The organism is Vogesella sp. EB (genome assembly GCF_001037925.1).
In the GTDB taxonomy this organism is placed as follows: Bacteria; Pseudomonadota; Gammaproteobacteria; order Burkholderiales; family Chromobacteriaceae; genus Vogesella; species Vogesella indigofera.
Map to the genome: position 1 here is coordinate 1 of NZ_LFDT01000007.1, position 18,032 is coordinate 18,032.

General features: G+C 65.6%; 19 protein-coding genes and 2 pseudogenes. 6 read left to right on the plus strand and 15 right to left on the minus strand.

From position 1 onward, the window contains the following. From ACG97_RS05755 to ACG97_RS05765, 4 genes and pseudogenes are all read left to right on the plus strand, one after another. On the plus strand, positions 1–564 hold a 564-nt coding region (locus ACG97_RS05755; protein WP_047966397.1), incomplete at its 5' end, for a TolC family protein. A 19-nt stretch (positions 565–583) separates the two neighbouring features. Next, positions 584–832: pseudogene (locus ACG97_RS18005) on the plus strand (EmrA/EmrK family multidrug efflux transporter periplasmic adaptor subunit); the annotation flags it as partial. 259 nt (positions 833–1,091) lie between these two features. Then, positions 1,092–1,781: an HlyD family efflux transporter periplasmic adaptor subunit gene (locus ACG97_RS18010; RefSeq protein ID WP_238377266.1), complete on the plus strand. Its 690-nt coding sequence runs from the start codon at positions 1,092–1,094 to the stop codon at positions 1,779–1,781. A 12-nt stretch (positions 1,782–1,793) separates the two neighbouring features. Further along, positions 1,794–3,335 carry a DHA2 family efflux MFS transporter permease subunit gene (locus ACG97_RS05765; protein WP_047966398.1) on the plus strand — a complete coding sequence of 514 codons (1,542 nt, stop codon included), beginning with the start codon at positions 1,794–1,796 and terminating at the stop codon, positions 3,333–3,335. Positions 3,336–3,442: 107 nt separating this feature from the next. On the opposite strand, the gene ACG97_RS18195 is transcribed toward ACG97_RS05765, so the two are convergent. Further along, positions 3,443–4,534: a methyl-accepting chemotaxis protein gene (locus tag ACG97_RS18195; protein ID WP_082133658.1), complete on the minus strand. Its 1,092-nt coding sequence runs from the start codon at positions 4,532–4,534 to the stop codon at positions 3,443–3,445. A 409-nt stretch (positions 4,535–4,943) separates the two neighbouring features. Between ACG97_RS18195 and ACG97_RS05775 the strand changes: the two genes are divergently transcribed. Then, positions 4,944–6,791: an ATP-binding protein gene (locus tag ACG97_RS05775; RefSeq protein WP_156167973.1), complete on the plus strand. Its 1,848-nt coding sequence runs from the start codon at positions 4,944–4,946 to the stop codon at positions 6,789–6,791. Further along, positions 6,784–8,112 (plus strand): sigma-54 dependent transcriptional regulator, encoded by a 1,329-nt coding sequence (locus ACG97_RS05780; RefSeq protein WP_047966401.1) that lies wholly within the window; start codon positions 6,784–6,786, stop codon positions 8,110–8,112. The genes ACG97_RS05775 and ACG97_RS05780 overlap by 8 nt, the downstream gene beginning before the upstream one ends. Positions 8,113–8,289: 177 nt before the next feature. Here ACG97_RS05780 and prmB read toward each other — a convergent pair. The 14 genes and pseudogenes from prmB to bet all read right to left on the minus strand — a co-directional run. Further along, positions 8,290–9,177, minus strand: a pseudogene (gene prmB, locus ACG97_RS05785) (50S ribosomal protein L3 N(5)-glutamine methyltransferase); the annotation flags it as partial. Positions 9,178–9,304: 127 nt separating this feature from the next. Then, on the minus strand, positions 9,305–10,678 hold the full coding sequence (locus tag ACG97_RS05790; RefSeq protein ID WP_047966403.1) for a phosphomannomutase/phosphoglucomutase: 1,374 nt from the start codon (positions 10,676–10,678) through the stop codon (positions 9,305–9,307). Between the two features lie 70 nt (positions 10,679–10,748). Further along, entirely contained in the window at positions 10,749–11,771 is a 1,023-nt protein-coding gene (gene trpD, locus ACG97_RS05795) for an anthranilate phosphoribosyltransferase (RefSeq protein ID WP_047966404.1), read from the minus strand. A gap of 35 nt (positions 11,772–11,806) precedes the next feature. Beyond that, a complete protein-coding gene (locus tag ACG97_RS05800) occupies positions 11,807–12,376 on the minus strand; it encodes an aminodeoxychorismate/anthranilate synthase component II (RefSeq protein ID WP_047966405.1) in 570 nt (189 codons plus the stop codon). A 200-nt stretch (positions 12,377–12,576) separates the two neighbouring features. After that, the gene (locus ACG97_RS05805; protein ID WP_047966527.1) at positions 12,577–12,765 is read right to left on the minus strand and encodes an AlpA family transcriptional regulator; all 189 of its coding nucleotides are present in this window, start codon (positions 12,763–12,765) and stop codon (positions 12,577–12,579) included. An 86-nt stretch (positions 12,766–12,851) separates the two neighbouring features. Then, positions 12,852–13,283 carry a hypothetical protein gene (locus ACG97_RS05810; RefSeq protein ID WP_047966406.1) on the minus strand — a complete coding sequence of 144 codons (432 nt, stop codon included), beginning with the start codon at positions 13,281–13,283 and terminating at the stop codon, positions 12,852–12,854. Further along, the gene (locus tag ACG97_RS17525) at positions 13,280–13,483 is read right to left on the minus strand and encodes a hypothetical protein (RefSeq protein WP_156167974.1); all 204 of its coding nucleotides are present in this window, start codon (positions 13,481–13,483) and stop codon (positions 13,280–13,282) included. The genes ACG97_RS05810 and ACG97_RS17525 overlap by 4 nt, the downstream gene beginning before the upstream one ends. Beyond that, complete coding sequence (locus ACG97_RS05815; protein ID WP_047966407.1) at positions 13,480–14,013, minus strand: hypothetical protein; 534 nt, start codon at positions 14,011–14,013, stop codon at positions 13,480–13,482. The genes ACG97_RS17525 and ACG97_RS05815 overlap by 4 nt, the downstream gene beginning before the upstream one ends. Continuing rightward, positions 14,010–14,276: a hypothetical protein gene (locus ACG97_RS05820; protein WP_047966408.1), complete on the minus strand. Its 267-nt coding sequence runs from the start codon at positions 14,274–14,276 to the stop codon at positions 14,010–14,012. The genes ACG97_RS05815 and ACG97_RS05820 overlap by 4 nt, the downstream gene beginning before the upstream one ends. Next, positions 14,273–14,689 carry a hypothetical protein gene (locus ACG97_RS05825; RefSeq protein ID WP_047966409.1) on the minus strand — a complete coding sequence of 139 codons (417 nt, stop codon included), beginning with the start codon at positions 14,687–14,689 and terminating at the stop codon, positions 14,273–14,275. Before ACG97_RS05825 ends, ACG97_RS05820 begins: the two co-directional genes overlap by 4 nt. Before the next feature lie 18 nt (positions 14,690–14,707). Continuing rightward, positions 14,708–15,391 carry a DNA translocase FtsK gene (locus ACG97_RS18200; protein WP_082133659.1) on the minus strand — a complete coding sequence of 228 codons (684 nt, stop codon included), beginning with the start codon at positions 15,389–15,391 and terminating at the stop codon, positions 14,708–14,710. Between the two features lie 5 nt (positions 15,392–15,396). Further along, positions 15,397–15,612 carry a hypothetical protein gene (locus tag ACG97_RS05835; protein ID WP_047966411.1) on the minus strand — a complete coding sequence of 72 codons (216 nt, stop codon included), beginning with the start codon at positions 15,610–15,612 and terminating at the stop codon, positions 15,397–15,399. A gap of 3 nt (positions 15,613–15,615) precedes the next feature. Then, positions 15,616–17,295: a YqaJ viral recombinase family protein gene (locus tag ACG97_RS05840; protein ID WP_047966412.1), complete on the minus strand. Its 1,680-nt coding sequence runs from the start codon at positions 17,293–17,295 to the stop codon at positions 15,616–15,618. Continuing rightward, entirely contained in the window at positions 17,282–18,019 is a 738-nt protein-coding gene (gene bet / locus ACG97_RS05845; RefSeq protein WP_047966413.1) for a phage recombination protein Bet, read from the minus strand. Before bet ends, ACG97_RS05840 begins: the two co-directional genes overlap by 14 nt. Between the last annotated feature and the right edge of the window lie 13 nt (positions 18,020–18,032).

An 18,032-nucleotide genomic window follows, 5' to 3' on the forward strand; every position in this document is an offset into this window, starting at 1 on the left:
CAGCTGGGCCTGCGCGCCGACGTGCAGGCGGCGCGGGAACGGGTCGAGGCCAGCCGCGGCAACGTCGCCGCGGCGCGTGCCGACTTCTATCCCGATGTCCGCCTCAACCTGATGGCCGGGCTGTCGGCGCAGGAGCTGGGCGACCTGTTCAGCCCCGGCGCACGCGTGCTGCGGCTGGCACCGGCGCTGACACTGCCGCTGTTCAGCAACGGCGAGCTGAACGCGCGCCTCGACAGCCGCAGCGCCGAGCTGGAAGCCGCCATCGCCAGCTACAACCAGACGCTGCTGAACGCGATCCGCGACACCGCCGACCACAGCAGTCAGCTGGCACGACTGCGCCAGGCCGAGGCCGCCAAGCAGCAGGCGCTGCTCGCCCGCCGCGACAGCGTCGCCAAGGTGCAAAGCCGCGCCAGCGCCGGTCTGGCCACCCCCGCCAGCCTGCTGGCGGAGCAGCGCCAGCTGACCCAGACCCGCCTCGCCGCGCTCGAACTGCACACCCAGCGCCTGCAAAGCCAGGCCGCCCTGATCCGCACGCTGGGCACCGCCCCGGCGGCCGCCCGCTGAATTCCGGAGCAAGAAGATAATGAACAACACCACCCCGACTACCGCCCCCAATACCGCCCGCCGCACCGCCCTCACCCGCCTGAGCGTGGCGCTGGCCATCGCCGGCCTCGCCGCCGGTGCTTACTGGTTCCTTGCGCTGCGCCACCACCAGGCCACCGACGACGCCTACGTCGCCGGCAACCTGATCCCGGTATCGTCGCAGGTGGCCGGCAGCATCGTCGCCATCCACGCCGACGACACCCAGAGCGTCAAGGCCGGCGACCTGCTGCTGACGCTGGACCGCAACGACGCGCAGCTGGCCTACGCCCGCGCCGCGGCCGAACTGGCGCAGGCGGTGCGCCAGACGCGGCAGCTGATCTCGGTCAGCGGCAAGTCCGACGCGCTGGTGGCGCAGCGCGCGGCCGATGTCGCCCGTGCCGAGGCCGATGTCGCCCGCGCCAGCGGCGATCTGGCGCGCCGCGAGGCCGCCGCCCGCGATCAGGCCATCGCCGGTGAAGAACTGCAGCACGCCCGCGATGCGGCCAACAGTGCCCCGCATCGCACTGACCGCCGCCCGCGCCGCGCTGAAGGTCGGCGAGGAAGAGCAGCAGGCCAGCCGCGCGCTGGTGCTCAGCGACAGCGCCGAGCAACAACCGGCGGTGGCGCGCGCCGCCGCCGCGTTGCGCGAGAGCTATCTGGCGCTGGCACGCACCGAGATCCGCGCCCCGGTCGCCGGCCAGATCGCGCGCCGCAGCGCGCAGCCGGGCGCCCGCATCCAGCCCGGTACCCCGCTGCTGGCGGTGGCGGCGCTGGACAGCGCCTGGGTCGACGCCAACTTCAAGGAAGGCCAGCTGCGCGAGCTGCGCATCGGCCAGCCGGTCGAGCTGCACGCCGACCTGTACGGCGATGATGTCACCTATCACGGCACGGTCGCCGGCCTCGCCGCCGGCACCGGCAGCGTGTTCTCGCTGCTGCCGGCGCAGAACGCCACCGGCAACTGGATCAAGGTAGTGCAGCGCGTGCCGGTACGCATCGCGCTGCAGCCGCAGGAGCTGCAGCAGCACCCGCTGCGTCTCGGCCTGTCGATGTCGGTCAGCGTTGACACCAGCCAGCAGGACGGCCCGCTGCTGACCGCCGCCCGCCGCAATCCGGCGCTGAGCACCAGCGTGTTCGAGCGCCAGCTGGCGCAGGCCGACCAGGCGGTGGCCAAAATCATTGCGGCCAACCTTGGCCGCTAAGGGAGCGTGATCATGTCGCATCCCCCACTGGAAGGACGCTCGCGCACGCTGGTCACCCTGGCGCTGTCGCTGGCCACCTTCATGCAGGTGCTGGACACCACCATCGCCAACGTGGCGATTCCCACCATCGCCGGTGATCTGGGCGCGTCCACCAGCCAGGGCACCTGGGTGATCACCTCCTTCGGCGTCGCCAATGCCATCTCGGTGCCGATCACCGGCTGGCTGGCCAAGCGCGTCGGCGAGGTGCGGCTGTTCCTGCTGGCCACCATCGGCTTCGTGATCAGCTCGTGGCTGTGCGGCCTGGCGCCGAGCCTGGAACTGCTGATCCTGTTCCGCGTGCTGCAGGGCCTGCTGGCGGGGCCGATGATCCCGCTGTCGCAAAGCCTGCTGCTGCAGAGCTATCCGCCGGACAAGCGCGCCATCGCCATGGCGCTGTGGACGATGACCATCATCGTGGCGCCGATCTTCGGCCCCATCCTCGGCGGCTGGCTGTCGGACAACTGGCACTGGAGCTGGATCTTCTACATCAACATCCCGATCGGCGCCGCCGCCGCCGCGCTGGCCTGGCGCGAGCTGCGCCATCGCGAAACCACCATCCTGCAGCTGCCGATCGACAAGGTGGGGCTGATCCTGCTGGTACTCGGCGTCGGCTGCCTGCAGATGATGCTGGACCGCGGCAAGGAGCTGGACTGGTTCCACTCCGGCGAGATCGTGCTGTACGGCATCATCGCGCTGCTGGCGCTGTCCTACCTGGTGGTGTGGGAGCTGACCGACCAGCACCCGGTGATCGACCTGTCGCTGTTCCGCGACCGCAATTTCAGCGTCGGGGTGATCTCGGTCAGCGTCGGTTTCATGCTGTACTTCGGCGCCATCGTGCTGATGCCGCTGCTGATGCAGACGCAGATGGGCTACACCGCCACCGAAGCCGGCCTCGCCACCGCACCGATCGGCATCCTGCCGGTGCTGCTGTCGCCGCTGATCGGCAAGAACGCGCACAAGCTGGACATGCGCTGGGTGGTGACCTTCAGCTTCCTGATGTTTGCCGCGTGTTTTTACTGGCGCTACAGCACCTTCAATCCGGCCATGGATTTCGCCAGCGTGGCGTGGCCGCAGTTCGTGCAGGGTTTTGCCATCGCCGGCTTCTTCATGCCGCTGACCACCATCACCCTGTCCAACATGAAGCCGCAACAGCTGGCCAGCGCTTCCAGCCTGTCCAACTTCATGCGCACGCTGGCCGGCTCCATCGGCGCCTCGCTGACCACCTGGCAGTGGGAACACCGCGAAGGCTTGCACCATACCCAGCTGACCGAACACGTCAGCCTGTATGACAGCGCCACCCGTGACACGCTGGCGGCGATGCAGCAGGCCGGGCTGAGCGCCGAGCAGGCAGCGGCGGTGATCGCGGGTGACATCAGCCGCCAGGGGCTGTTCATCGGTGCCAACGAGGTGTTCTGGCTGGCCACGGTACTGTTCCTGCTGCTGACCGGGCTGGTCTGGCTGTCGCGGCCGCCGAAAGCGGCGGCCGGGGTGGTAGTGGTCGACGCCGGCCACTGAGCGGCATCAAGGTTGGCCGCAAGCACGACCGGCAACACCAATGAAAACAGGGCATGGTGATCACCATGCCCTGTTTGCCTGACTGCCCAGCTATGGCTTAGCGGCGCTTAGTGGCTGAGGTGCACCAGCCGGTCCAGCAGGCCCATCACCTCTTCGGACGACTGTTCCATGGTCGCCAGCGCCTGCGATGCCGCGCTGTAGTCGGCGGCGTAGAACGCCTGCAGTGCCGCCTTGCCGCTTTCGTGCACCCGTGCGTGCGGTGCTTCCAGCTGGCCGTAGCTGGTCTGGTCGCGGCATTGCTGATGGCCGCGGCCCTCGTAGTACCACTTGCCGAGACGGCAGTGGGTGTGGCCGGACAGCTGGCCGGCGTCCAGGGTGTGGTAGCCGATGAAAGCCTTGTAGATCTCCATCTTGTAGACGACGTGATCCAGCTTCACTACTTCCATGAAGCTGGCGTTGGTGCCGGCGGTGATCGCCTTCGCCATCTGCTCGCTGCCGTCGACCAGTTTCTTGATCGCCACCGCGATTTCCTCGCCGGTGTGGCGATACTTCTCCGCCTGCTCCGCCGCCTCGCTGACCTGCTGCTTGGTGTCGCTGGACGCCTTCTCCACGTCGCCCACCAGGCTGGCGATTTCGTTGGTCGCCTGCGAGGTGCGCTCCGCCAGCTTGCGCACTTCGTCGGCCACCACGGCAAAGCCGCGGCCCTGCTCGCCGGCGCGCGCCGCCTCGATCGCCGCGTTCAGCGCCAGCAGGTTGGTCTGGTCGGCCACGTCCTTGATCAGCTGCACGAACTGGCGGATTTCGCCGGTCTTGCTGTTGAGGGTGTCCATCTGCCGCGCGGTCAGCTGCTGCGCGTTGGCGATGTCGCTGAAGCTGTTGGCGAGGGTGTCGACCACGTTGCGGGTGTGGTCGAGGCCGGCCGCGGTGTCGGTGGCCAGGCTGAAGCAGCCTTCCATGTCCTCGGCCAGCTTGCTGAAGCTGCCGCGCAGCTGCGCGACACCGTCACAGAACTGCCCGAACGGCTGGCGGTAGCTGTGGCGCTTTTGCTGGGCGAGCTCGTTTTCGCGGCTCAGTTGTTCGCAGTTGCCCAGCGCCTGGCGCGCCTGCTCCAGTTGCTGCTGCAGTGTCGCGCGCTCCTGATCCAGGGTGGCGAGGCGTTCTTCCAGTGCGGCGATCTTTTTCTTGCTGTTGCCAAACATGTTTATGTTATCTCCAAGTCCCGGATGCGGCGCAAACTCGCCGCAATGGTGTGACGACAGGTCATCGGCCAGCCCTGCGGCTGGCCAACCCGTGAATATTACCGCCTGGCCGCCGGCTTGACGATGGCTTTCCGGACGGCATGGCGTACGGATTTCCGGATGCCGCCGCGGCAGCGGTTCGGTTTTGCGATGACCGGCGGCGGCAAGTGCTTGTTATCGCAGCCGCTTGTCACTGGCACGAATAGTGCAAGGCAGGAACACCGCAACGGTGCGCCTGGCGCGCCATGTTAAGCGCGGGGTGCAACAAAAATGGCACCCCGCCGTGCCGCAATTTTGCTGACGCCGGCCATGGCCTGTGTTAGAACCGGAATCCTGTCATCCCATGTTGGCCGCAACGCTTTTTTCCGCCATGTCTGTCCGTATCCGCAAACCGCTGTTCCTGAGCTGCCTGTTGCTGGGGCTGGTGCTGCTGTGCAGTACGCTGACCTACCAGTTTTCGGTGCAGCACGGCATCGACGCCCTGCGCGAGCAGGGCAACCGCCAGCTGGAGCTGCACACCCGCGGCGTGGAAAGCGAGATCGAACGCTTCGTGTGGCTGCCCGGCCTGCTGCAGCTCAACCCGGTGACGCTGCAGCTGCTGCAGTCGCCGGACGCCAGCCACCAGCTGGAGGTCAACCGCTACCTGGCGGCGATGAACGAGCGCAGCGGCACGCTGGCGGTCTACGTGCTGGACAGCGGCGGCCGCGTGCTGGCGTCCAGCAACTGGCGCCGCAGCGACAGCTATGTCGGCGAAGACCTGTCGTTCCGCCCCTACTACACCGACGCCATGGCCGGCCGCCCCGGCCGCTTCTACGGCATCGGCAGCACCATCGGCGAGGCCGGCTACTACCTGTCCAGCCCGCTGCGCGTCAACGGCCGCATCGCCGGCGTGGCGGTGGTCAAGGTCCGTCTCGGCCAGCTGGAGGCCGGCTGGCGCAAGGCCGGCGCCGACGTGTTCATCGCCGATGAAAACGGCGTCATCATCCTTGCCTCCAAGCCGCGCTGGCGACTGAACGTGATCCACCCGCTGTCGCAGGAGCGGCGCAACCAGCTGGCGCAGAGCCTGCAATACCACTGGGCGTCACTGCCGCTGCTGCAGCTGAAATCGCGGCGCACGCTGTCGCCGGGGCTGGACCGCTGGGAGCTGTCCGACCCCGACGTCGCCGCGCCGGAAGGCCGCCTGTTCCTGGCGCAGTCGCGCACCCTCAACGACACCCGCTGGCAGCTGACCCTGCTCAGCCCGCTGGCGGCGGTGAAGGCGGCGGCGTGGACGCACGCGATGCTGGCGGCCACCATCGTCGCGGTGCTGACGCTGCTGCTGATCGCGTGGAACGAGCGGCGCAAGGTGATCGCCACCCGCCTGTCGGCGCGCGAGGCGCTGCAGGCGGCCAACAGCGAGCTGGAACGCCGCATCGAAGAGCGTACCGCCGACCTGTCCGCCAGCAACGAGCGCCTGCTGGCCGAAATCCGCGAGCGCGAACTGGCAGAGCAGACGCTGCGCAAGGCGCAGAACGAGCTGATCCAGGCCGGCAAGCTGGCGGTGATCGGCCAGATGTCGACCAGCATCGCCCACGAGCTGAACCAGCCGCTGGCGGCGCTGCGCACGCTGTCCGGCAACACCGTCAAATTCCTCGCCCGCGGCGCCTACGACACCGCTGCGGCCAACCTCAAGACCATCGGCGAGCTGGTGGAGCGCATGGGCAAGATCACCGGCTCGCTGCGCTCCTTCGCGCGCCGCTCCGAACACGCCGATGGCCAGGCGCGACTGGAAACCGCGGTCGACGCTGCGCTGTTCCTGCTGCAGCCGCGGCTGTCGCGCCACCCGGTCACGGTGCAGCGCGAATTCGACGACGTGCTGCTGGCCATCGACCAGACGCGGCTGGAGCAGATCCTGGTCAACCTGATCGGTAACGCGCTGGACGCGCTGCAAGGCGTGCCCGCCGCCTGCGTGCGGCTGAGCGGCCAGCGCGACGGCGGCCGCTACCAGCTGACCGTGGCCGACAACGGCGGCGGCCTGCCGGAGCAGGTGCGCCAGCATCTGTTCGAACCCTTTTTCACCACCAAGCCGCAGGGCAGCGGGCTGGGACTGGGGCTGACCCTGTCCGCCAGCCTCGCCGCGGCGGCCAACGGGACACTGCAGGCACAGCCGCTGCCACAAGGCGCCGCCTTCGTGCTGCAATTGCCGCTGTGCCCGGAACAGGAACTCCATCATGTCTGAAGCATTGCGCGTCCTGATCGTAGAAGACGATCCCCATGTCCTGCTCGGCTGCCAGCAGGCGCTGACGCTGGAAGACATCCCGGTCACCGGCGTCGCCAGCGCCGAAGCCGCGCTGCCGCTGATCGACGGCCAGTTCCCCGGCATCGTGATCAGCGACATCCGCCTGCCCGGCATCGACGGCCTGACCCTGATGCAACAGCTGAAGGCGCAGGACCGCAGCCTGCCGGTGGTGCTGATCACCGGCCACGGCGACGTCAGCATGGCGGTGCAGGCGATGAAGGACGGCGCCTACGATTTCATGGAAAAACCGTTCTCGCCGGAGCGGCTGGTGGAGGTCGCCCGCCGCGCGCTGGAGCAGCGCCGGCTGAGCCTGGAGGTGGAAAGCCTGCGCCGCCAGCTGGACGGCAAGCAGACGCTGGAACAGCGCCTGATCGGCCGCTCCGCCGCGATGTGCCAGCTGCGCGAGCTGATCCTCAACGTCGCCGACACCGGCGCCAACGTGCTGATCAACGGCGAGACCGGCACCGGCAAGGAGCTGGTTGCCAGCTGCCTGCACGAATTCAGCCGCCGCCAGCAGCACAACTACGTGGCGATCAACTGCGGCGGCCTGCCGGAACACCTGTTCGAGAGCGAAATCTTCGGCCACGAGGCCAACGCCTTCACCGGCGCCGGCAAGCGCCGCATCGGCAAGATCGAGCACGCGCACAAGGGCACGCTGTTCCTCGACGAAGTCGAGACCATGCCGATCAACCTGCAGATCAAGCTGCTGCGCGTGCTGCAGGAACACAAGCTGGAACGCCTCGGCAGCAACCAGATGGTCGATGTCGACTGCCGCCTGATCGCCGCCACCAAGGAAGACCTGGGCGAGCTGTCGCAACAGGGCAAGTTCCGCGCCGACTTCTACTACCGCCTCAACGTGGTGACACTGGAAATCCCGCCGCTGCGCGAACGGCGCGAGGACATTCCGCTGCTGTTCGAGTGCTTCTTGCAGCAGGCGGCGCTGCGCTTCGACCGCGAGCCGCTGGAAGTGGACCGCAAGACGCTGTCGCGGCTGATGGCGCACGACTGGCCCGGTAACGTGCGCGAGCTGCGCAACGTCGCCGAACGCTACGCGCTGGGGCTGCCTGCGTTCAAGGACAGCGGCGACGGCCACAACTCGCCCAGCCTCGCCGAGTGTGTGGAGGCCTATGAAAAGAGCCTGGTCGTGGAGGCGCTGCGCCGCCACGGCGGCAACCTGACCCAGGCCAGCGCCGCGCTGGGCACCCCGAAGACCACGCTGTTCGACAAGGTGAAGAAGTACGGGCTGCAGGGCAGCAACTAAGCCCCTGCCCCTACCCGCCGCCACAAAAAAAAGGCAGCCCGTCCACGGGCTGCCTTTTTCGTGCGCTCAGCCTTGCGGCCAACGTTGGCCGCAAGCCGGCAGCGTTCAGATGTCTTCGTCCTCGATCACCAGGTCGCCGAAGTCGGCGTCGTTCAGCGGATCGCCCAGCCCGGCGGCGACCAGGTCTTCGCGCGTCAGCAGGAACACGAAACCGTCACCGCTTTGCGTTTCCATCCACATGAACGGCAGGCTCGGGTAGGCCGCTTCCAGCACGTCGCGGTTGTGGCCGATCTCGACCAGCAGCACACCCTGCGGATTGAGCAGGCGCGCCGCGTTCTGCAGGATGACGTGGGTGGCATCCAGCCCGTCTTCACCGGAGCCCAGCGCCAGTTCCGGCTCGTGCAGGTATTCCGCCGGCAGCGCGTCCACCGATTCGGCGTCGACATACGGCGGGTTGGAGATGATCAGGTCGTACGGCTCTTCCAAGCCTTCCACCAGGTCGCTGTGGATCAGCTGGATGCGGTCTTCCAGACCGTAGTTCTGCACGTTGATGCTGGCCACTTCCAGCGCGTCCAGCGAGATGTCGACGGCGTCGATGTCGGCGTCCGGATAGTGGTGCGCCAGCTGGATTGCCAGGCAGCCGGAACCGGTGCACAGGTCCAGCGCGCGGTGTACCAGTTCCGGGTGTTCGATCCACGGCTCCAGCTGCTCGCCCAGCAGCTCGAAGATGAAGGAGCGCGGCACGATCACGCGCTCGTCGACGTAGAAGTTGAACTCGCCCTGCCATGCCTCGTTGGTGAGATAGGCCACCGGCACCCGCTCTTCGGCGCGGCGTTCGATCATCGCCACCACCTGCTGCACCTCGCGTGGCAGCAGCTGGGCGTCGAGGAAGGGTTCCAGGCGATCGATCGGCAGCTTCAGCGTCGACAGGATCAGGTAGGCCGCCTCGTCGTAGGCATTGCTGGTGCCGTGGCCGTAGGTCAGCCCGGCATCGGTAAAGCGCGACACGGCAAAGCGCAGCAGGTCGCGGACGGTTTGAAAAGTGCTGGCAGCTTCGGCGTACATGGCATTCCCTTTAAAAAGCCGGCGGCACGAGCGCGTCGTGCCGCCTTGATAATGCGAAAGGTTGGCCGCGGCCAACCTTGGTCTGATCAGACCGCCATCGTGGCGGTCAACTGGCGGCGATTATCGCTCAGAACGGCAGCGCTGCGCTGGTTTCCTTGGCCAGCACGCGGCGGAAGTCGTTCTGGATGCGCTCCAGCGCCGCCTGGTTGTCGGCCTCGAAACGCAGCACGATCACCGGAGTGGTGTTGGAGGCGCGCATCAGGCCGAAGCCGTCGGCGTATTCCACGCGCAGGCCGTCGATGGTGATGATGTCCTCGGCGCCGTCGAACTGTGCCGTCTGCTGCAGGCGTGCGATCAGCGCATGGTTCTCGCCTTCCGCGGTCTTCAGGTTCAGCTCCGGCGTCGACAGCGCGTTGGGCAGCGCATTGAGCACTGCCGACGGATCGGCGACCTTGGACAGGATTTCCAGCAGGCGCGCGCCGGCGTACAGGCCGTCGTCAAAACCGTACCAGCGCTCCTTGAAGAACACGTGGCCGGACATCTCGCCGGCGAGGCCGGCGTCCGGGTTGGCTTTCAGCGCCGCCTTCATGAAGCTGTGGCCGGTGCGGTTGATCATCGGCACGCCACCGGCGGCGGTGATCGCCGGCGCCAGCAGGCGGGTGCACTTCACGTCGTAGATGATCTTGCTGCCCGGCTGTCGCGACAGCACGTCCTGCGCGAACAGGATCAGCTGGCGGTCGGGCCAGATGATGCTGCCGTCCTTGGTGACCACGCCCAGACGGTCGCCGTCGCCGTCGAAGGCGAGGCCGATCTCGGCGTCGGTGTCACGCAGCGCGCGGATCACGTCCTGCAGGTTTTCCGGCTTGGCCGGATCGGGGTGGTGGTTGGGGAAAGTGCCATCCACCTCGCAGAACAGCTTGTGCACCTCGCAGCCGAGACCGCGGAACAGCTCCGGCGCGAAATCGCCGGCCACGCCGTTGCCGCAGTCGACCACCACCTTCATCGGCCGCGCCAGCTTGATGTCGCCGGTGATGCGATCGAGGTAGGCGTCGACGATGTCGTGCGTGCTGTAGCCGCCGTGGCCGTCGGCAAAGTCGTTGTCGACGATGCGCTGGTACAGCTTCTGGATCCAGTCGCCGGCGAGGGTGTCGCCGTCCAGCATCATCTTGAAGCCGTTGTAGTCCGGCGGGTTGTGGCTGCCGGTGACCATCACGCCGGAGAAGGTTTCCAGCTGGTAGGCGGCGAAGTACAGCATCGGCGTGGCGACGCGGCCAACGTCGATCACGTCGACGCCGGCGGCGCGGATGCCGTCGGACAGCGCATGGCATAGCTCGGCGCCGGACAGGCGGCCATCACGGCCGACGCAGATGGTGCCGACCTTGCGTTCGCGCGCTTCAGAGCCGATGGCGCGGCCGATCAGGCGGGCGGCGTCGGCGGTGAGGGTGTCGCCGACGATGCCGCGGATGTCATAGGCCTTGAAAATGGAGGGAGAGATGGTCATTGCTCAAACCCGATCAGGAGTAGAAGGTTGGCCGCAACCGCCGGCGCGCTGCCGGCGGCCGGGAAGTTCATTATAGCGACTGGCTCAGCTGTACCAGCGCGTCCAGCTTGGCGCGCGCCGCGCCGCTGTCGATCACGCTGCGAGCCAGCGCCACGCCATCGGCGAGGCTGGCCGTAATGCCAGCGGTGTAGATCGCCGCCGCGGCATTGAGCAGCACGATGTCGCGCGTCGGGCCGGACTGGCCGTCGAGCACGGCCAGCAGCATGGTTTTCGACTGCTCGGCGCTGTCGGCGCGCAGCGCGGCCAGTGGCGCGTGGGCGATGCCGAAATCGGCCGGGTCGATGCGGTATTCGCGGATGGCGCCGTCCTTCAGCTCGGCGATGCTGGTATAGCCGGACAGGGTGATCTCGTCGAGGCCGTCTTCGCCGTGCACGATCATCACGTGGCGGCTGCCCAGCTCGCGCAGCACGCGCGCCTGGATACCGACCAGATCGGGGTGGAACACGCCCATCACCTGGTTGGGGGCGCCGGCCGGGTTGGTCAGCGGGCCGAGGATATTGAAGATGGTGCGTACTGCCAGCTCGCGCCGCACCGGCGCCACGTACTTCATCGCGCTGTGGTAATTGGGCGCGAACATGAAGCCGACGCCGATGTCGTCGATGCAGCGGCCGACCTGCTCCGGGCTGAGGTTGAGGTTGACGCCGAGCGCCTCCAGCACGTCGGCGCTGCCGGAGCTGGACGACACCGAACGGCCGCCGTGCTTGGCGACGCGGGCGCCGGCCGCCGCCGACACGAAGGCGGCGGTGGTGGAGATGTTGAAGGTGTGGCTCTTGTCACCGCCGGTACCACAGGTATCCACCAGCCGCGTGGTGTCGCTCACCGGCACACGGGTGGCGAACTCGCGCATCACCTGTGCCGCGGCGGCGATTTCCGACACGCTTTCCGTTTTCACGCGCAGGCCGATCAGGATGGCGGCGATCAGCGTCGGCGGCACTTCGCCGCGCATGATCTGGCGCATCAGGTCCAGCATTTCATCGTGGAACAGTTCGTTCTGGTCGATCAGGCGATTGAGGGCGGCCTGCGGTGTGATCATCTTCTTTATCTCCGGCGTCTGCGGCGCTGTGCGGTTTAGGCGAATTCTTTCAGGAAGTTGTCCAGCATCCGGTGGCCGTGCTGGGTGAGGATGGACTCGGGGTGGAACTGCACACCCTCGATCGGCAGCGTCTTGTGGCGCACGCCCATGATCTCGCCATCATCGGTCCAGGCGGTGATCTCCAGGCACTCCGGCAGCGACTCGCGCTCGATCACCAGCGAATGGTAACGGGTGCAGGTCACCGGGTTGGGAATGTCGCGGAACATGCCGATATCGTGGTGCGACACCGGCGACACCTTGCCGTGCATCAGCTGCTTGGCGTGAATGATCTTGCCGCCAAAGGCCTGGCCAATGCTCTGGTGGCCGAGGCAGACGCCCATGATCGGCAGCTTGCCGGCGAAGTGGTGGATGGCCGGCACCGAGATGCCGGCTTCGTTCGGCGTGCACGGGCCGGGCGACAGCACCAGGTACTGCGGCGCCAGCGCCTCGATTTCTTCCAGCGTGATTTCATCGTTGCGGAAGACCTTGACTTCCTGTCCCAGCTCGCCGAAGTACTGCACGAGGTTGTAGGTGAAGGAGTCGTAGTTGTCGATCATTAATAGCATAATGGCATTAAACCTTTGATTTTAAAGGGCGTCGCTTCTTTATGCGCTATTTTGATACCCGCTTTGATACCCGATATTTTTACTGCTGGGCTGGCTGGAATCGACAAGCAACAATCGCGCCGTCCTGAAATTCTGAGCACCAGTACCTTACCACAAACAGTGCGAAAATCATGAGGCGCGATACCCAAGCCGATACCCGATCAGGCTGCTTTCTGCTGCCTTTCGTTGATCCACTCCACCACTTTGGATTCCAGCCAGCCAACACGATTCAGGCCAAGGCTCATCTGCTTCGGGAACTCACCCGCCTTGATCCGGCGGTAGATAGTAGGGATGGACAGGCTTGTCCGTGTGGCCACCTCTTGGATGGTCAGAATGCGGTCTTCAGTCATTGGTATGTGCTCCACGTAAAAAAGGCCATCATCAGGCGGCCATGCTTGCTTCATTCTTCAGTCTGGCCTCAGCCAAACCATCCTCTCTAACTCAGGCTTGCAGTGTCGTTCTTGGTGAAGCCGACTCCCCGCTGCCAGACGGTGACACCGCCCAGCACCAGACGCACGGCGCCACGCTTGCGAGCTTCCGTGACGCGGTTGTAGAGCTTGCGGCCAACCTTGTTGCGGTGCCGCTGGCGGCAGACCTCGCGACCCAGCGTGGCCGGCTTGGCCGCGTCCTTGCCCGGGTCGTGCACGAACACGCGGCAGGCTGGACAGCTGACGCCGGCGGACTCGTAGCGCCAAGCGGCGATGTGAATCAGCTGGCGCTCACGCAGTGCCTTCAGCAGGTGTTGCATGGAGCGTAGGTCGGTAATGCCGAGCTGGGCCTGCAGCTCGGTGCGGGTCAGGCCGGCCGGCGCCTGCTGGAGCAGCTGCAGCGCGCGGCGTTGGTTGGGACCGAGACGGGCGGTGTTCATGGTTCACCCCCGTCGCTCTCAACCAGATCGTCCGGGTAGCACGAGCCGGTACCGCCGCACTCACCGCAGGTTCCGGACTCGTAGCCGCCGCCGGCTGGCAGCAGACCACCAATCATCCCGTGTCCGTTGCACGCTTCGCACAGTGGCACGCGGCGTGGCGTGATGTGGTGGTCGGCGTATTCCATGTAGGCGGGGATCATGCGGCACCGCCTTTCGCCTCGGCGATGGCTGCGCGCCCTTGCTCCCACCAGTCCGGTCCAGTACCAGCCTTGTATGCCTGCCGGCCAACAGCCTTCTCCAGCGCTGCCAACAGCTGGTCGCGCTGCTGCTCCACCTCCAGCCGCTTCTGGTTCTCGGCGGTTAGCGTCAGCTCAAGGTCGGTGGCTGGGCTGGGTGATGCCTCACCGGCGATGGCGCGGCGCAGCTTGTGGTATTCCTGCTTTCCGATAACAAGGCATGTTCCCTTGCCGGTAGCCTTTCCGCCATGCGCGTGCCATTCATCGTTAATTTCGCCTTCCTGCATGATGCGCTTTGGCGTTGTTGCGGCAGTCTTCATGCCGTTCAGCATGTCGATTGCCTTGCCAACAATGTGCATCATCTGGTGCGTCGCGCCAGCCGTCGGAACTGGGAGCTTATTTATCCATTTCTGGTGGCTCTCCAGTAGGGTCACCACTTCCATCAGTAGCTGCTGGTTCACCGCCTGCGCGCCGTGTTGGGTCTGGTCGCTCATGCTGCCTCCCGCACCATCTGGATCACGTTGTCGCGGCTGCCGGCCGGCAGATTGGCCAGCACCAGAGCGGCTTCGAGTTCGCGGATGCGCGCGTCAGCCGCGGCGAGCTGTTGTTCGGTCAGGTCTACGCGCTCTTCCAGAGCATCGGCGGACACTCTCAAACAGCCACACTCATACTGCAGGGCTTCAATCTGGCGGCTCTGGCCAGCCAGCAGTTCGGCCACCACAGGATGAATAGGGATGATTTTGGTGATGTTTTTCATGCTGCGTCCTTCACAAGAGAAAGGCCGCACTGGGCGGCCTGGGTAATGTTGTCGATGGCTTCGCGGATCCGCTTGGCCTTGTCTGGTGAGATTGTTCTGGCCAGCTGCAACCCATTCACCATCAGCCGCAACCGTTCCAGTCCTGCCCGTCTGGCGTCGCCGTAGACTGGGTAGGCATTCGACCGGACGAACACCGGGCCGATGCTACCGACGTCCGGGAAGTGGTAGCCAGCGGCCATGTGCCAGCCGTCGGTGTCACGGGCAAAGCCAAGCCGCAGGACATAGCCCGGCATGGGTTCAGCGCGTATCCAGTGGCAGTCTGCGGGGTGGTAGGCGTTGGGGTTGTTGCTCAGGCGTGCCAGCGGCAGGGCCGGCGCGTCGTCTGCGGTGAACAGGTCGAGCTGGCTGGGCATGGTCGGTGTCCTAGTCGATTACGATGCCAGCAGCACCGTGCGGCCACCGCGGATGTCCATCGGTGACACGATGCCAATCTGCTCCATACCCTCGATCAGCCGTGCCGCGCGGTTGTAGCCGATGCGCAGATGGCGTTGGATTGAGGAGATAGATGCCCTGCCCGTTTGCATCACGGCCTGGCAGGCATCGTGGAACAACGGGTCACCCTGGCCATCGTCACCGGTTGCCGCTGACGAGGTGCGCGACACACGGCTGGATTGCTGATCACCACCGAACAGGTCCGGCTGGGCCACCACGTGCACCTCGACCTCTTCCTGCAGCAGCTCGGCCAGAACGGCGCATTCGTCCTTGCTGGGCTGGAAGCTGCACTGCCACGTCAGCTGGATCTGGAAGCCATCCACCGGCTCGATCTGGAACTTGCTGACACGGACGCCATGGAAACGGCAACCGGCAATATCCAGCTCGCAGTCCTGCACCTCGTGCTTGTACTTAAGCGGTTCCAGCATCTGGTTACGGACAGCACCGGTATCGGGCAAGAACAGGAACCCTTCGAGCCCATCGTCAAAGAAGCTCAGAGCCGCACTTCCGGTTTTCGCCGTTAATTTGAGGTCCAAAGCGAGGGTTTTTTCCTCGTCCGGACCTTCCTTGCGAGCGTTGAAGTGTTTGATTTCTGCTTGGCCTCGGTATTCAAAAGAGGACATCTGCTCTACTCCTCGATAGCTGCAATCCGCTCCAGATGGTGTTTCTGTAGCGTGCTGATGTGAATGCCCATGCCGTACGATTTGTAGCGGCTCTGCATGTCGGTGATGAAATTGCGATCCCAGTCGCGGGTCGCGTTGAGTTCGGCGTCGGCCAGCAGCTTTTCCAGTCGCTTCTGCGTGTAGCGCTCGCTGGCCGGCCGACTATCGATCGGGCCGGCCATGGGTCACGCCGCCTTCTGCTGCTCGCCGGTGGCCACTGTGCGGATATGTGCCACCAGCGCCCGGCAGATTGGAATGAAGTCGTCTTCGTGGAACAGCCGCGCCGCGCCTTCCTGCGTGGCGGCGAAGCCCAAGCTGGCCAGCAGCTGTACCGACACGCTGAAGCCCAAGCGCTCGTTGATCATGCCCAGGCGCAGGGTCGGGGCACCGCGCGGCGCTGCGTCTTCCTGGTTGGCCGCAACGGGCGGCTGGGCGAATAGATCCGGCGCCGCCTCTTCCAGCACAGAAGCTGCAGGTACTGCAGGCGTAGCAGGTTGTGCAGCCTTGGCCGCAGCCGCGGCGGCTGTGGCAGCTTCCATCGCCTCACGCTGCTGGCGTTCGCGTTCTTCACGCTCACGCTCGGCCTGCTGGTGAGCATCAAGGCGCGACTTGATCAGCAGGGCCAGATCGTCTGGCGACTTGTACACGATCAGCGCCTCGTCGGCGAACAGGAACAGGTGGCCTGCAGCTAGGGTGCGCAATGTTTTAAGGTTGGCCGCCAGCTTGTCGGCGATGGCATTGGCCTCCACCTTCAACCGCGCCAGCTCGGTGCCAGCCGCATCGCGCAGGCTGGCCAGCGTGCGCTTACCCTTGATTGCGCCGGCAAAGTCGCCGGCCATCGCCGGCATGTAGGCCTTGCCGATGGTGGCGTTCAGGCTGACCACGTGCGCTGTCAGCTGCTGCTTGGCGTCCAGGATGATGCTGTCGCGGATGGCGTCCTTGCGCTGTTTCACCAGCTTTTCCAGATCCAGCCGCACCTTGCGCGCCTCGGCGCTGATGTCGTCGATAGCCTTGAACAGCTGGTCGATGCTGGTGGTCTGGCTCAGTGCGTGTTCCTTGGCTGCGGCCAGACGCGCCTCCACCTCGCCGCACCACTTCACCGACTGCTCGGCGTCGGCAAAGTCCTGGTCAGTCTCCAGCGTGCGGTTCACGCTGCGGATAGCCGTCAGCGCCGTTTCCTTGAACTCGGACAGGTTGGAGGCCGTCACCATGCCGGTGACCTCGATGCGCAGCGCCGGCAGGGTCTCGGGCGCCTTGCCGGTCAGGTTGGCAGGTTGTTCGGCATCTGGCTTGTACTCGGCCAGATCCTGAGCGAACTGCTTCCAGCCTGCCAGCAGCTGGTCACGGCGCTCCGGTACCGACTCATACCAGCAACCCAGCGTCTTGCCTTCCGTACCGTCCGAGGTGGTGAAGTACGCACGCTTGGCGCCAGATACCAGCAGCTGTTGCTCCAGCTGCGCCCAGTAGTGCGGCTCAAGGTCGTTCGCCTTCACGGTGGCGGCCAGGCTCTCGTTCCACAGCTTGTTTTCCCAGATCACGTCTTCCAGCATGGTGATGCCGTCGAAACTGGCCAGCAGCGGCAGGCCTTCCACCTCCTGCACGCCGGTGGCCGGGTAAAGGTCTTCGCCAATCAGCTCTTCAATCAGTGGGCGGGCCTGTGCTTCGGCTTCATGGCCGGCATCAAACAGGCGCTGCTTGGCTGCATCGACCTCTTCAGCCACACCGCTGGCTTTCGCACGCAGCAGCTCGGTGCGAGTGGTGTACTTGCTGACGCCCAGCATGGCCGCGGCCTCGCTGGCGGTGAAGTATTTGGCGCGAGTGGCCAGCCATTCCGGCGAGCCCTGTACCAGGTCAAGCGTTTTCATAGGTCTTCCCTTCCTCGCCGCCGCATGCACGCAGGCGGGTTTCTTGTTCGTCGGTCATGGTGTTGCGGGATTTGATCTTGGCGATGACGTCGTCTGCTGAGCGGCGCCCGCTTTCGATCAGGCTCTTCCACTGCTCGAAGTTCTCTTCGAACTTGTCAGCCGGATACGGCTCCAGCGCCTTGGGCACCACCTCGGCCTGTGGCGTGATGTCCTTTTCGCGGATGCGCTCGGCGTCGTCCTCGTCGCTGATGCCGCCAAAGCCGAAGGCCATGCGGGCGCACTGGATCATGGCCTTGTGGCGCAGCATCCGGCGCGGGTGCGACTGCCACGGGCCGCCGCCGGTCTTCTTGCACTCGGCCATGTACTCGGTGATGCGGATCGGGCGGGTGCGGTCCTTGCGGTAGATGACGCAGGTGCAGCTCTGCTCGCCATCCATTTCAAAGTCCATGCCGTCAAACTGGGGATGCTCGTTGATGATGCGTGCCCAGCCGTCCACCCCCACCACCGGCACAATTCCGCCGTTCTTGTCAGGGAAGGCGTAGATCTCCTTGGTCCAGGGATTCAGGCCAAACTGGTTGGCTACGATCAGCAGTGCGGTCATTTGCGCATCGGTGACCTGCCCCTTGAATGCGGTCTGTTTCAATGTGGTCAGCAGTTCTTCGCCGCCATCCAATTTGAAGCGCTGGGACAGCTGGCTGGTCAGCGTGGTAAGTGCGGTGCTCATGTTTTACTCCATG